Source organism: Bradyrhizobium elkanii USDA 76, from assembly GCF_023278185.1.
Lineage (GTDB): Bacteria > Pseudomonadota > Alphaproteobacteria > Rhizobiales > Xanthobacteraceae > Bradyrhizobium > Bradyrhizobium elkanii.
This window is the reverse complement of record NZ_CP066356.1, coordinates 2,112,468-2,125,031: the sequence shown is the minus strand read 5'-3', so window position 1 is coordinate 2,125,031 and position 12,564 is coordinate 2,112,468. Positions and strand designations below refer to the sequence as shown.

The window sequence follows — 12,564 nt, the reverse complement described above, 5'->3', positions numbered from 1 at the left end:
GGGCATGGAGGCACACATGACCCGGACAACCGATGATCTCAGAGATCAGGCCGACCGCGCCGAGCGGCTGGCACGCACCGGCATGGACTCGTTGACGGCCGAGCGCCTGCGTGCCTACGCGGAGGAATGTCGCAGCCAGATCGCAGCCGCCGAGCGGGAGAGGCAATCGGGGGCATCACCAGCGGCATAGATGTCCGGAGTTCGCCGCCAGACGCTTGTCAAAATTTTTCGAGTCCTCGCACTTCCTTGGCGGCGACCTTGATCAGCGGCTTGACCGCCTGTTCCTCGCGGCCAAGCACAACGCCCGAGGCAAAGGCGCTGGCGCGCTCCTTCCGATGCGGGGCCTTCAGCGCCGCATCGACCGCCAGCTTGCGGTGCGCGACAAAATCGTTGAGCGAGCCGAGCGCATCCTGGACCCGCTTCAGGTGCCTGGACAGCCGCGCGAGCTGCTTGCGCTCACCCTTGCGCGGAAACAGGCTTTCGAAGAAGTCGATCGCGTATCTGAGCTTCTTGGCCCCGATGCGCACCTTGTGCCGCTGCCGGGCCGACAGCGCGTCGAGACGCCGGCCATTCTTGCGCAGCTTCCTGATGCGGCGATGCAGCAGCGCGGCGGCGAATTCCTCGATCGGACCGCCTTCGTCCTCCGCGGCAACGGTCTGCTTTGCCTCGATCCATTGCAACGTGTCGATCAGCATCAACCGATAGCGCCGCGAATTGACCGCCTGCCGCGCGCCGGCAAATGCGCGGTCGCGGCGGTCGGAGAATTCCTGCCGGATCGCTTTGCCGCCTCGCCGCAGCAGCGCGTCATGCGATGCAGGCTCGATATCTTCCTTGACGAACACATCAAGCTCGCGCGCCGGCGCGAGCGCGTTGGTGAGCCACTTCAGCTGCGTCTTGACGTCTTCCGTCGGGGCTACGGTGAGGATCTTCGAGAACAGCGAGATCGCGGCGCGCAGCCGCCGCAACCCGACCCGCATCTGGTGAATGCCTTCCGCCTCGCCCTCGCGGACGGCATCGGCATTCGACGAGAAGTGACGAAGCGCGGCGCGCGCGATCACCCGGAACGCCCCGCCGGCGGTAAGCCCGGCGTCGAGCACGATGCTCCCGGCGGAGACCACGACATGCTCCTCACCGCCGGCGAGCTCATAGCCATGTTCGGCTTTCGAGCGCAAATCGAGCTCTGCCGCCGCCTTCCGCTCCAGCGCCCTGGCGATCCGGAACAGGTCGAGCGGGCGGCCGCTCTTGAGTTCGAGTTCGACCTCGTCGATTCGGCGTGAACGGCGCCCGGCCGTGGTGTAGCCGCGATCGATCGCGAGCTCGATCTCGCTGCGCTTCGTCCGCAGCGGCACGGTAATACGCCGCACTGACGTCGCGAACATCGGCTTCAGCTTGTGGCGCAGTCTGTCAGACGCGAGCTTTTCGAGCGGTGTACCTTCGGCGTTGTCGAGGTCGAGGTGTCCATCCGCAAGGTCGGTCTCCCATTCACCCCGTTCAAACTGTGGGCCCGCCCCGGACTTGATGGTCTGAACATAGTTGGCGCCATCCCGCCGCACACGCAGCGTCAGTCCGTGTCGCCTGAGCTTGTGCTTCGTCGTGTCGAAATAGGTCGAGACGAGATCGCTCTCGGATGGTGCGCCGCTTTTGCTGCCGGCGATCCGCGGCTTCGTCAGTCCCTTGAGCTTGCGCGCGGGAACCCGGAATTTGAGCTCCGTCTCGGCCGCCATCGTCGCTCCGTGGCCTGGGGCACCAAGCAAACGTCCGCCGTGACGAGGTCAGCGGCGGACGTTCATGCTAACACAAGATCGTCTGAGTTGGCGTCAATCGTCGTCGTTGTGGATGACGGTCTTGCTGCGATTGCCGAACTCGTCCTGCTTCTTGATGACCGTGGTCCGGTCACGGCGCGGCTCACGCTCCCTGATCACGGTGGTGCGATCACGATCGCGATACTCAGGCGCCCGACCAACCGTTACGCCCGCGCCGACGGGGCCAACCCTAACACCGACATCATCGGCGAACACAGGCGATGCGATCGCGGTCACCATGGCCGCAGCCAACAGATACGTCCTCATGCCGTCTTTCCTCCTCCAGTTGCGACGTGAAGGAGGAACGTCGCGTGCGACCTACCGTTCCTGTATCGAATGCGCTGCAGTTGCTCACGCGTATGCGAAACATCGCGCGCGGAACTCGCTGAACAGGCATTCATCTGTGTGGCGAAATACCCGTGTTCCACGCGTTGAATAGCCTGAATTGATGTCCCACGTCCCTATTAACAGGAGGACGTTCCATGAAACAGTCACAGCACTTCCTCGACAATGCGGAGAACTGCGCGCAGCTTGCCGAGCGTGCCGACGACGAGCCGACCTACAAGCGCTTCAAGCGAATGGAGGCGGCTTGGCGCGCGCTGGCAAAGGAACAGGACTGGCTCGACGGCGAGACTTCGCCAGCGGAAAATGCAGCCTAGATCCAGCCCGGCCGTGGCGGCAAATGCGACGTCGCCACGGCCCGCGGCCTACTCGGCGCTGCGCTGCCGCTGCCAGCGCAACAGATAGGCCTGCAACCGCCAGATGATCGCCGACAGCACCACACCGACCAGCATCAGCACCACGACAGCAACCATCATGCCCGAGGCCTCGCCGCGCGCCTCCGATTCGATGATGAGGCGGCCGATGCCGCGCTCGGCGCCGATGAACTCGCCGACGATCACGCCGATCAGCGCGAAGGAGATCGCAGGCGTCAGCGAGGCGAACACCCAGGCCATCGTCGAGGGGATCACCACCGTCCGGGTGATCTGCCACTCGCTGGCGCCGAGCAGCCGCGCGGCATTGGTGAAACCCTCGTCGATCGAGCGCGCGCCCTCGAAAGTGTTGAAGAACACCAGGAACACGACGACGATCCAGGACGTCACGATCTTCGACATGTCGCCGATCCCGAATGCCAGCACGATGATCGGCGCCAGCGCGATCCGCGGGATCGAGTTCACCGCGGTGATGAAGGGCTGAAAGATCGCGCTCAGCCGGTCGGATCGTCCCAGGATCAGCCCGGCGACGAAGCCGCTGACCACGCCGGTGACGAAGCCGAAGAAGGTATTCTTCAGGGTGATGGCGGTCGCGGCCCAGAGATTGTTCTCGTTGCGCGCCAGACACTTTCCGAAGTCGCCGTTGAACCAGCTGTTGAAGGCGCCGAGCTTCGAGGTCAGGCAGCTCTGGATCAGGAAGTTGTCGAAGATCATCGACGGCTTCGAGATGAAGTAGGGATCGAGCAGGTCGGGCACCAGCCAGGGCAGTCTGGTGCGGAGGTCGTAGCCCCATTGCCAGACCGACAGCACGACGGCGCAGATCAGGACCTGCCAGCCGACCGTGCCGAGCGTGCCGTACCTCTTCATGCGCTGCGGCCCTTGACGAATTCCTCGCCCAGAGAATGCCAGATGTGCTGGAACAGCTCGGCATAATGCGGGGTCTCGCGCACCTTCACCGCATCGCGCGGGCGCACGAAGTCGACCTCGAACATGTCCTTGATGCGGCCCGGCCGCGCCGAGAACAGGATGATGCGGTCGGCCAATGTCAGCGCCTCGCCGAGATCGTGGGTCACGAACAGCACGGTCTGCTGCTCGCGTTCCCAGATCCGAAGCAGCACCTCGTGCATGTCAATCTTGGTGTGGGTGTCGAGCGCGCCGAACGGCTCGTCCATCAGGAGAATCTGCGGCTCGACGATCAGCGTCCGCATCAGCGCCGCGCGCTGCCGCATGCCGCCCGACAGCGCCGACGGATAGGCGTTCTCGAATCCCTTCAGGCCCGCTTGCGCGACGCATTCGGCGATGCGCTCCTTCCGTTCGTGAGCCGGCACGCCTGATAGCTCCAGCCCGTAGCCGATATTGTCGCCGACGGTCCGCCATGGAAACAGCGTGTCGCGCTGGAAGACATAGCCGACATTGGGCGTCGCCTTGCCGGCGACGACGCACTTGCCGTCGATCAGGATCTCGCCGCCGGTGGGGCGGATCAGCGAGGCGATCATGTTGAGCACCGTGCTCTTGCCGGAGCCCGACGGCCCGAGCAGCGCGACGAACTCGCCGCGGCGGACGTCGAAGGTCACGTCGCGGACCGCCTCGATCGTCGTTTTGGCAAGCTGGAACGACTTGCTCAGGCCCTTGACCTCGACGCGGCGATCGGCCGGGGCGCGCGGCGACACGGTTGCGCTTGTCTCGAGCGCGCTCAACCCGGATAGGCCTTTCGCGCCGCTTCGATCAGGCTGGAATTGACCACGTCGGCGATCTTGAGCGGCTTGATGCCGGTCATCTCGCGGAACCAGACTTTCTCGCCGCGCGCGAAGCTTGCGGCGTCGATCGAGCCCTCATAGTCCGCGACCTTCTGGATCGACGTGATCTCCAGCAGATTGGCCTCGCGCGAGGTGCTGCCGACATAGGGCTCGATGGCGTCGTAGACCTCGGTCGGCTTGTGGGTCTTGATCCACTGCGAGGCGCGCCACAGCGCGGTGACGTAGGCCTGCATCTTGGCCGGGTCCTTGTCGATGGTGGCCTGCAGCGTGAAATGCGCGGTCACCGGCACCTTGCCGCCGATATGCTTGTTCCAGATCGCCTCGTCGGTGCCGTCGAACAACAATTCGCCCCAGCCCTGCTGCTGCGCCTCGTTCAACAGCGACAGCGAACTGACGAGGATATCGACCTGCTTCGACTTCAGCGATCCCAGCATGGTGTCGACATTGCCGGTGCCGATCCAGGTCACCTTGTCGTCGAGCCCCATGGTTTCCATGTAGTAGGACGACCAGACATGGTTGGTGCCGCCGAGCGAGGAGACCGAGACGATCGGCTTGCGGCCGTCGGGCCGCTTCCATTGCGTGAAGGCCTCCAGCGAGTTGATGCCCTGGTCCTTCAGATCCTTGCGCAGGATGAACATCACCGAGTTCGATCGCGTGTCGACCGGCAACAACACGCGCGCGGCGCGGCCGTGATTGGTCAGCTGCATCGGATGGGTGACGTCGCCGATGCCGATATCGCCCTGCGACGAGGCGATGATCTCGCGGGTCTTCACACCGCTGCCGCCCTGCACCAGCTTGCAGTCGAGCCCGGCCTCCTTGAAGTAGCCGATACGGTCGGCAACAAATTGCGTTTGATAGACCGGCACCGCGACCGGATAGATCGCCCGGCCCGCGGCCGCCTGCGCCAACGCACGCCCGGTCGCCAGCGCCGCGCCACCGGCGGCGATCACCGTCAGCGCCGATCGCCGCGAAATGTGGGGCATGGTGACGCCAGCCATCACGCGTGCTCCTTGGCCGAGATCTTGTCGAGCGCGCCGAGCACCGCATCGCCCATCTGCACGGTCGACAGCTTTTTCGCTCCGGCCTCGGCGATATCGGCCGTGCGCGCGCCGGAGGCCAGCGCGGTCTGCACCGCCTTCTCGAGCAGGTCGGCATCCTCAGGCCGGTTCAGCGTCAGTCGCAGCAGCATCGCAACACTGAGGATCGAACCGAGCGGATTGGCGATGCCCTTGCCCGCGATGTCGGGCGCGCTGCCATGCACCGGCTCGTACAGCGCCTTGCGCCGGCCGAAGCGATCGACCGGGCCGAGCGAGGCCGACGGCAGCATGCCGAGCGAGCCTGAAGCCATCGCCGCGCAGTCGGACAGGATGTCGCCGAAGATATTGCCGGTCACCATCACGTCGAACTGCCGCGGCTCGCGCACGATCTGCATCGCGGCGTTGTCGACATAGAGATGGGTCAGCTCGACATCGGAGAACTCCTCCTTGTGCAGCTTGATCACCTCCTCGCGCCACACGACGCTGGTCTCGAGCACATTGGCCTTGTCGACCGAGCAGACCTTGTTGCGCCGGGTCCGCGCCAGCTCGAAGGCCGAGCGCGCCACGCGGCGGATCTGGTTCGTGGTGTATTGCTCGGTGTTGAAACCGCGGCGCTGGCCGTCGGGCAGCGTCTCGATGCCGCGCGGCTCGCCGAAATAGATGCCGCTGGTCAATTCGCGGATGATGACGAAATCGACGCCGTCGAGCACCTCGGCCTTGAGCGGCGCGGAGGCCGACAGTGCCGGGCTCGCCACGATCGGCCGCAGATTGGCGTAGAGATCGTATTTGCTGCGCAGGCCCAGCAGACTGCCGGCCTTGCGTGCCGCGGCCGGCACTTCGGTGGTCTCCGGGCCGCCGGTCGCGCCCCACAGGATCGCGTCAGCCTCGTCCATCGCCTCGGCGGTATCTTCGGGCAGCACCTTGCCGGTCGCCAGATACGGGATCAGGCCGTATTGCGCCTCGCGCAGCGTCATCGGCACGTTACGCTTCGCCGCGAACCAGTCGAGCACCCGGCGCGACTGCGCGGTGACCTCGGGGCCGATGCCCTCGCCGCCGACCACGGCGACCTTGACCATGTTGGATTGCGTGCTCATGCCGGTGTCCTCGAAGCGGGTGTCGTTGTCGAATGAATCCATGGCCGCGCCGCGCGGTCGGAGGCCTGGAAGGCGTGGATCTCGTCGTCGCGCTGCAGCGTCAGCGCCACCTCGTCGAGCCCCTTCAGCAGCCCCTCGCGCCGCCGCGGATCGATCTCGAACGAATGCCGCGCGCCCGACGGCGAGACGATGGTCTGGGCCTCGAGGTCGATCGAGACCTTGCCCGCGCCCTGCGTCGCCTCGATATCGGCGGCAAGCTGATCGACCACCGCCTTGTCGACGATGACGGGCAGGATTCCGTTCTGGAAGCAGTTGGCGAAGAAGATGTCACCGAAGCCGGAGCCGATGATGGCGCGGATGCCGCGCTCCTGCAGCGACCACACCGCGCCCTCGCGCGAGGAGCCGCAGCCGAAATTCGGCCCGGTCACCAAGATCTCCGCCTCGCGATACGGCTCGCGGTTCAGGATGAACTCCGGATTCTCCGAGCCGTCGGGCAGATAGCGCAGCGAGCCGAACGCCCATTTGCCGAGCGTGCCGCGGATCGAATTGCCGACCAGGCGCTCGATGCGGATGATGACGTCGGTATCGATATTGCCGCGCATGATCGGCGCGGCGGTTGCGGTGAGCTTGTCGAACGGTTTTGGCATACTCTAGCGTCCCATCATCCTGACATCGGCGATCGCGCCGGCAATGGCGGATGCCGCGGCACTCGCGGGGCTCGCCAGATGCGTCCGCGCGCGCGGCCCTTGCCGGCCGACGAAATTGCGGTTCGAGGTCGAGACCGAGCGCTGCCCGGGCGCCACCACCTCGCCATTGGCGGCAAGGCACATCGAGCAGCCCGGCTCGCGCCACTCGAAGCCGGCGTCGATGAAGATCTTGTCGAGCCCTTCGGCGACCGCCTCGCGCTTGACGTTCTCCGAACCCGGCACCACCCAGGCGCGGACCCCGGCCGCGACCTTGCGGCCGCGGGCGACCTCGGCCGCGGCGCGCAGATCGCTGAGCCGGCTGTTGGTGCAGGAGCCGATGAACACCCAATCGACCGGCGTGCCCGCGATCGGCGCCCCGCCCTGCAGGCCCATATACTCCAGCGCGGTCTCGATCGCGGCGCGCCGCAACGGATCGTCGACCGCCTTCGGATCGGGAATCATGCCGTCGACGCCGACGACGTGCTCGGGGCTGATGCCCCAGGTCACTTGCGGGATGATCTTCTCGACGTCGATCACGACCTCGCGATCGAATACCGCGTCGGGATCGCTCGGTAGTTCGCGCCACGCTTTCACCGCGAGATCCCACATCTCGCCTTGCGGCGCATAGGGACGGCCGCGGAGGAATTCGAACGTCTTTTCGTCCGGCGCCACCATGCCCATCTTGGCGCCGAGCTCGATCGAGAGGTTGCAGATCGTCAGCCGGCCCTCGATCGGCAGCGCGCGGATCGCACTGCCGGCATATTCGACCGCATAGCCGGTGCCGCCGGCAGCGCCGATATGGCCGATCAGCGCCAGGATCATGTCCTTGGCAGTGACGCCGAGCGGCAGCTTGCCCTCGAAGCGCGCGCGCATCGTCTTCGGACGGCGCTGGATCAGCGCCTGCGTCGCCAGCACATGGGTGAGCTCGCTCGACCCGATGCCGAAGGCGAGCGCCCCCAAGCCGCCATGGGTGCAGGTGTGGCTGTCGCCGCAGACGATGGTGGCGCCCGGCAGGCTCAAGCCAAGTTCCGGACCAATGACGTGGACGATGCCCTGGCCGGGCTGATCGACATCGAACAGCGTGATGCCGCTCGCCGAGGTCTCGACCCGCAGCGCCGCCAGCAATTCCAGTCCGATCTTGCTGGTTCCGGCGCGGCCGGGCGCCGTGGACAGCGCGTGATCCGGCGTCGCAAAGGTCAATTCGGGATTGTGGACCTTGAGGCCCCGGCTCTTGAGATCGAGCAGGCCGCGCGAACCGCCGAGATCGTGCAGCAGATGGCGGTCGATATGAAGGAGGTCAGTGTCCTCGCTGAGGCGAGCAATGACGTGCTGGTCCCAGATCTTCTCGAGCAAACTTCGGCCGGGCATCCGCCTTCCCCTGCTCTGTGCGTTTCCATGCGGCTTGATCTTATTGACGCCAATCTGAGCCAAAGTTGTCGTCAAGTGAAGCAGTTTTGCCCTAACATCACATATGTGATGGAGGTGCGGTACTTGACCCGCCGAGGAGCCAGCCATGCCGAATCCGAATAAGACGGCCATCGTCAAATCGGCCATGCGGACGTTTGCAGTTCTGGAGTTCTTTCGGAAAACAAAGCGGGCTGCTTCCGTGACCGAAATATCGTCCGCGTTGGAGATGCCCCAATCGAGCACGTCGGTGTTGCTTCGATGTCTCGTCGAATTGAACTACCTCGAATACGAGCGAAAGACCCGGCTTTTCATCCCGAGCTACCGGGTCAATCTGCTGGGTGACTGGATCCGTCGTTCCCCGTTCCGTGATACCAAGCTCACCGATCTGATGGAGGAACTCTGGACCGCGACGGGCGGCGAAACCGTCATGCTCGGACAACAGGCCGGCGCCGCCGGGATGCAATATCTGCACGTTGTCCCCGGCGGCTCTCAGCTTCAGTACACAGCACAAGCCGGTCAAATACGGCCGATGGTGCGGACCGCGCTCGGACATGTGCTGCTGAGCCAAATGCCGAACACCAAAATTCGCGGCATTATCCGCCGCAACAATGCCGAGGAGCCGAGTCAATCGGCGCGCGTTCGCGAATCCGCCTTTCTCGAGGAGGTCGAGCGCATTCGCCGCCGCGGCTATTCCGAGTCAGGCGGCCGCACGACGCCGGGCGCAAGCACGATAGGCATGCTCGTTCCCCTGCCGAAGCGACGCGCTCCGCTGGCTATCGGCATTGGCGGCCCGATCGAACGCATCGCGGCAAAGCGCGCGCACATCATCGAGGTGATGCAGAGCCGGCTGAAAGAACTGACAAGTGAAGCGCCGTAGCCCGGATGAAGCGAAGCGAAATCCGGGGTCAGTCTCCCTCCACGAAGAGATCGGCCCCGGATTTCGCTTCGCTGCATCCGGGCTACGGATACTGAATGTCTGTCTTCTCCTTCCCCCTGGAAGGGGGAAGGTCGGGATGGGGGTCCGCCACAGGCGGCGCTCTATGTGGAGAGAGCAGATCCCCACCCGCTTTGCTCTGGCGAGCAAAGCGACCTCCCCTTTTTCAAGGGGAGGTTGGACCCGCTGCAATTAGATCTTTCGGATTTCGCCTTACGACGCCAGCGCTTCCTCCGGCATCACGGCCGACAAATGCTGGCTCTCGGCGACGGCGCGGTTGGTGATGCGGCCGCGATGCACGTTGAGGCCGGCGCGCAGATGCGGATCCTCGACCAGCGCGCGCAGCCCCTTCGCGGCCAGCGCCAGGCCGAACGGCAAGGTGGCGTGGTTGAGCGCGTGGCTCGAGGTCACGGGCACCGCGCCCGGCATGTTAGCGACGCAATAATGCACGATGTCATCAACGAGGTAAGTCGGCGCCTGATGCGTGGTCGGCTTCGAGGTCTCGAAGCAGCCGCCCTGGTCGATCGCGACGTCGACCAGCACCGCGCGGCGTTTCATGCCTGCAAGCTGCGCGCGCGACACCAGCTTGGGCGCGCTGGCGCCCGGCACCAGCACAGCGCCGATCACAACATCAGCCGCGAAAACCTCCTGCTCGATCGCTTCCAGCGTGGCGTAACGGGTGCGGACGCGGCCGAGGAAGAGGTCGTCGAGCGCGCGCAGCCGCGGCAATGAGCGGTCGAGGATGGTGACGTCGCTGCCGAGCCCTGCCGCCATCCGCGCCGCATGGGTGCCGACCACGCCGCCGCCGATGATCGCAACCCGCGCCGGCGGAACGCCGGGCACGCCGCCGAGCAGCTTGCCCATGCCGTCGGCGGATTTGCGCAGCGCGGCGCCCGCGGCCTCGATCGCGAGCCGGCCGGCGACTTCGCTCATCGGCGCGAGCAGCGGCAGCCCGCCATGCGCATCCGTGACGGTCTCATAGGCCACCGCCGTGCAGCCGGAGGCGATCAGCCCCGCGGTCTGCGGCACGTCGGGCGCGAGATGCAGATAGGTGAACAGGATCTGTCCCTCGCGCAGCCTGATCCATTCGGACGGCTGCGGCTCCTTCACCTTCACGATCATCTCGGCGACGGAGAACACCTCTTCGGCGGTATCGGCGATCCGCGCGCCGGCCTGGGTATAGACCTCATCGCCGGCACCAATGCCGTCACCGGCGCCGCGCTGGACCACGACCTCGTGGCCGTGCGCCACATATTCCCGCACCGAGGCGGGCGTCAGCCCGACCCGATATTCCTCGACCTTGATCTCCTTGGGCACGCCGATGCGCATGGTCCGCTCCTTGAGGATTCGTTTCCGCCAGCCTTAAGGCTATGCCCCGTCACATGGCGTTTCTCAGCGATTTCCGGCTTGCTCACAGTCAAATACGCTCATATCCTTCGCATTCAGCTCAGCTCTTGAAGGAAATCTGCGTGGACGGTCTCGATCGTATCGACCTCAGAATCCTCGCCGAGCTGGTCGCTGATGCCCGCGCCAGCCAGATCGAGCTTGCCGAGAAGGTCGGGTTGTCGCCGACCGCCTGCGCGCGGCGCATCCGCCATCTCGAGGAGATCGGCGTGATCCGCGGCTACCGCGTCGACCTCGAACCATCAGCGCTTGGCCTCGTGACGACCGTCGTCGTCACCATCACGCTGGAAAAGCAGAGCGAGGATTATCTCGCAGCCTTCGAGGCCGCGATCGCGCGCTGCCCCGACGTCGTGTCCTGCCATCTGATGTCGGGCAGCGACGACTATCATCTGCAGGTGATCGCCCGCGACATCGCCGACTTCGAGCGCATCCACAAGCAGCATCTGTCGCGGATGCCGGGCGTCGCCCGCATCCATTCCAGCTTCGCGATGCGCGAGGTGGTTCGTCGCACCATTCCCGAGACCGCGCTGCGCGGCTGACGGTCACGCATCACCGCGCACTGTCACAATCGCACACTGTCACAATCGGGCACTGTCATAATCGGGCACTGTCACAATTGGATCTGCCCCGCTCGCTCCCACACGCAATTTTTAGTCGTGATTCGCTGTCTTCTATGACAGAATTGCTACAGTTCAATATCAATTCGGTTACACGCGGAGCGGTGAATGAGCATGGAGTGGCGGGCGCGGCCGGTTTCGCTGGCTTGGTCAAATCCAGTGGTCCGGTGGTGGGGCTTCTTGAGCCTCGTCAGCGCCGCCAACATCGCGATCTGGTTCGCGCTCTATCGCCAGTTCAATGAACAGGCCAATGGCAGCTTCAGCAACACCTCGGGCATCGGCCTGATGATGCTGCTGTGCGCGGCCTATGTGTTCGGCTGCGCCTTCCGCTCGGTCCTGCCGCGCGCCGACGTGCAGCGCATCTGCCTGTTCGACACCTGGCTGTCGAGCGTCATGGTCGGCCGTACCGTCGCCACCGTCGCCGAGGTCTGCTTCGCCGCGCAATGGGCGATCATCCTGCATCAACTCGGCAGCATGACCGGCGCCGAAACCACCGTGAACATCGCCTGGATCATCGTGCCGCTGATCGTGATCGCGGAATGCTTCTCCTGGTATGCGGTGCTGACCACCCATTATCTCTGCAATGCGATCGAGAACTCGATCTGGGCAGTGGTGTTCTTCCTGGTCGGGATTGCGCTGTGCCGATTGCTGCCGGAGTTTCACGGCCCGGTGCGCTGGGCCTTCATCGTCGCGATCCTCGGCATCGCCGCCTTCCTCGCCTTCCTGATGACCGTCGACGTCCCGATGTATCTGAACCGCTGGCGCGCCAACCTCGCCGCCGGCGGCACGCTGCTGCATCCGCTGGACGGCCTGCGCGATGTCAGCCGGCGCTGGGTCGTGACCCACGACATCGCCGAGTGGCGCGAGGAGATCGCCTGGATGTCGCTGTATTTCAGCATGGCGGTCTGGTCGAGCCTCGCACTCTGCGTCGGCTACTCGCTCGAGGATCAGCTGCCGCGCTACCGCACCGAGCCCGCGATCGTCGCGACGACACCGGCGCCGACAGCGCAGCACACCGCCACGATCGACGCGGCGGTGCCGTCGCGGAATTGACCGGTGACCGCCGCGCGCGGCTTGTCGCCATTGGCGCTTTCGGAGTAAAGGCAGGGTCAT

The 12,564-nt window shown here is 65.1% G+C and carries 14 protein-coding genes; 5 read left to right on the top strand and 9 right to left on the bottom strand.

Annotated elements, in window-relative coordinates; translation table 11 throughout:
• The first annotated feature begins 16 nt into the window (after nucleotides 1–16).
• On the top strand, nucleotides 17–190 hold the full coding sequence (locus JEY66_RS10255; RefSeq protein WP_240536873.1) for a hypothetical protein: 174 nt from the start codon (nucleotides 17–19) through the stop codon (nucleotides 188–190).
• A 28-nt stretch (nucleotides 191–218) separates the two neighbouring features.
• On the opposite strand, the gene JEY66_RS10250 is transcribed toward JEY66_RS10255, so the two are convergent.
• Together JEY66_RS10250 and JEY66_RS10245 are read right to left on the bottom strand one after the other, a co-directional pair.
• Nucleotides 219–1,724 (bottom strand): CYTH and CHAD domain-containing protein, encoded by a 1,506-nt coding sequence (locus JEY66_RS10250; protein WP_016843483.1) that lies wholly within the window; start codon nucleotides 1,722–1,724, stop codon nucleotides 219–221.
• 93 nt (nucleotides 1,725–1,817) lie between these two features.
• Nucleotides 1,818–2,069, bottom strand: a complete 252-nt coding sequence (locus JEY66_RS10245) for a hypothetical protein (RefSeq protein WP_018273417.1) — start codon at nucleotides 2,067–2,069, stop codon at nucleotides 1,818–1,820.
• 215 nt (nucleotides 2,070–2,284) lie between these two features.
• On the opposite strand from JEY66_RS10245, the gene JEY66_RS10240 reads away from it, so the two are divergent.
• The gene (locus tag JEY66_RS10240; RefSeq protein WP_016843481.1) at nucleotides 2,285–2,461 is read left to right on the top strand and encodes a hypothetical protein; all 177 of its coding nucleotides are present in this window, start codon (nucleotides 2,285–2,287) and stop codon (nucleotides 2,459–2,461) included.
• Between the two features lie 48 nt (nucleotides 2,462–2,509).
• Here JEY66_RS10240 and JEY66_RS10235 read toward each other — a convergent pair whose 3' ends face one another.
• The 6 genes from JEY66_RS10235 to leuC are packed head-to-tail and all read right to left on the bottom strand — an operon-like array spanning nucleotide 2,510 to nucleotide 8,457.
• A complete protein-coding gene (locus tag JEY66_RS10235; protein ID WP_016843480.1) occupies nucleotides 2,510–3,382 on the bottom strand; it encodes an ABC transporter permease in 873 nt (290 codons plus the stop codon).
• The gene (locus JEY66_RS10230; protein ID WP_016843479.1) at nucleotides 3,379–4,212 is read right to left on the bottom strand and encodes an ABC transporter ATP-binding protein; all 834 of its coding nucleotides are present in this window, start codon (nucleotides 4,210–4,212) and stop codon (nucleotides 3,379–3,381) included. Before JEY66_RS10230 ends, JEY66_RS10235 begins: the two co-directional genes overlap by 4 nt.
• Nucleotides 4,209–5,270 (bottom strand): ABC transporter substrate-binding protein, encoded by a 1,062-nt coding sequence (locus JEY66_RS10225; RefSeq protein WP_016843478.1) that lies wholly within the window; start codon nucleotides 5,268–5,270, stop codon nucleotides 4,209–4,211. The genes JEY66_RS10230 and JEY66_RS10225 overlap by 4 nt, the downstream gene beginning before the upstream one ends.
• On the bottom strand, nucleotides 5,270–6,403 hold the full coding sequence (gene leuB / locus JEY66_RS10220; protein WP_026193280.1) for a 3-isopropylmalate dehydrogenase: 1,134 nt from the start codon (nucleotides 6,401–6,403) through the stop codon (nucleotides 5,270–5,272). The genes JEY66_RS10225 and leuB overlap by 1 nt, the downstream gene beginning before the upstream one ends.
• Complete coding sequence (gene leuD / locus JEY66_RS10215; RefSeq protein ID WP_016847649.1) at nucleotides 6,400–7,050, bottom strand: 3-isopropylmalate dehydratase small subunit; 651 nt, start codon at nucleotides 7,048–7,050, stop codon at nucleotides 6,400–6,402. Before leuD ends, leuB begins: the two co-directional genes overlap by 4 nt.
• A gap of 3 nt (nucleotides 7,051–7,053) precedes the next feature.
• On the bottom strand, nucleotides 7,054–8,457 hold the full coding sequence (gene leuC, locus JEY66_RS10210; protein WP_016847650.1) for a 3-isopropylmalate dehydratase large subunit: 1,404 nt from the start codon (nucleotides 8,455–8,457) through the stop codon (nucleotides 7,054–7,056).
• A 145-nt stretch (nucleotides 8,458–8,602) separates the two neighbouring features.
• On the opposite strand from leuC, the gene JEY66_RS10205 reads away from it, so the two are divergent.
• Complete coding sequence (locus JEY66_RS10205; protein WP_016847651.1) at nucleotides 8,603–9,373, top strand: IclR family transcriptional regulator; 771 nt, start codon at nucleotides 8,603–8,605, stop codon at nucleotides 9,371–9,373.
• A 270-nt stretch (nucleotides 9,374–9,643) separates the two neighbouring features.
• Here the strand turns inward: JEY66_RS10205 and ald are convergent, their stop codons facing one another.
• Nucleotides 9,644–10,759 carry an alanine dehydrogenase gene (gene ald, locus JEY66_RS10200; protein WP_016847652.1) on the bottom strand — a complete coding sequence of 372 codons (1,116 nt, stop codon included), beginning with the start codon at nucleotides 10,757–10,759 and terminating at the stop codon, nucleotides 9,644–9,646.
• A gap of 125 nt (nucleotides 10,760–10,884) precedes the next feature.
• On the opposite strand from ald, the gene JEY66_RS10195 reads away from it, so the two are divergent.
• Nucleotides 10,885–11,373, top strand: coding sequence for an Lrp/AsnC family transcriptional regulator (locus JEY66_RS10195; protein WP_016847653.1), 489 nt, complete (start codon nucleotides 10,885–10,887; stop codon nucleotides 11,371–11,373).
• A gap of 192 nt (nucleotides 11,374–11,565) precedes the next feature.
• Nucleotides 11,566–12,504 (top strand): hypothetical protein, encoded by a 939-nt coding sequence (locus JEY66_RS10190; protein WP_038378840.1) that lies wholly within the window; start codon nucleotides 11,566–11,568, stop codon nucleotides 12,502–12,504.
• Nucleotides 12,505–12,564 lie beyond the last annotated feature (60 nt).

Excerpts from the sequence above, each read along its gene's own strand:
- JEY66_RS10235 (WP_016843480.1), bottom strand. The coding sequence starts at position 3,382 with ATGAAGAGGTACGGCACGCTCGGCACGGTCGGCTGGCAGGTCCTGATC.
- JEY66_RS10205 (WP_016847651.1), top strand. The coding sequence starts at position 8,603 with ATGCCGAATCCGAATAAGACGGCCATCGTCAAATCGGCCATGCGGACG.
- leuB (WP_026193280.1), bottom strand. The coding sequence starts at position 6,403 with ATGAGCACGCAATCCAACATGGTCAAGGTCGCCGTGGTCGGCGGCGAG.
- JEY66_RS10190 (WP_038378840.1), top strand. The coding sequence starts at position 11,566 with ATGGAGTGGCGGGCGCGGCCGGTTTCGCTGGCTTGGTCAAATCCAGTG.
- leuD (WP_016847649.1), bottom strand. The coding sequence starts at position 7,050 with ATGCCAAAACCGTTCGACAAGCTCACCGCAACCGCCGCGCCGATCATG.
- ald (WP_016847652.1), bottom strand. The coding sequence starts at position 10,759 with ATGCGCATCGGCGTGCCCAAGGAGATCAAGGTCGAGGAATATCGGGTC.
- JEY66_RS10245 (WP_018273417.1), bottom strand. The coding sequence starts at position 2,069 with ATGAGGACGTATCTGTTGGCTGCGGCCATGGTGACCGCGATCGCATCG.
- JEY66_RS10225 (WP_016843478.1), bottom strand. The coding sequence starts at position 5,270 with ATGGCTGGCGTCACCATGCCCCACATTTCGCGGCGATCGGCGCTGACG.
- JEY66_RS10250 (WP_016843483.1), bottom strand. The coding sequence starts at position 1,724 with ATGGCGGCCGAGACGGAGCTCAAATTCCGGGTTCCCGCGCGCAAGCTC.
- leuC (WP_016847650.1), bottom strand. The coding sequence starts at position 8,457 with ATGCCCGGCCGAAGTTTGCTCGAGAAGATCTGGGACCAGCACGTCATT.
- JEY66_RS10255 (WP_240536873.1), top strand. The coding sequence starts at position 17 with ATGACCCGGACAACCGATGATCTCAGAGATCAGGCCGACCGCGCCGAG.
- JEY66_RS10240 (WP_016843481.1), top strand. The coding sequence starts at position 2,285 with ATGAAACAGTCACAGCACTTCCTCGACAATGCGGAGAACTGCGCGCAG.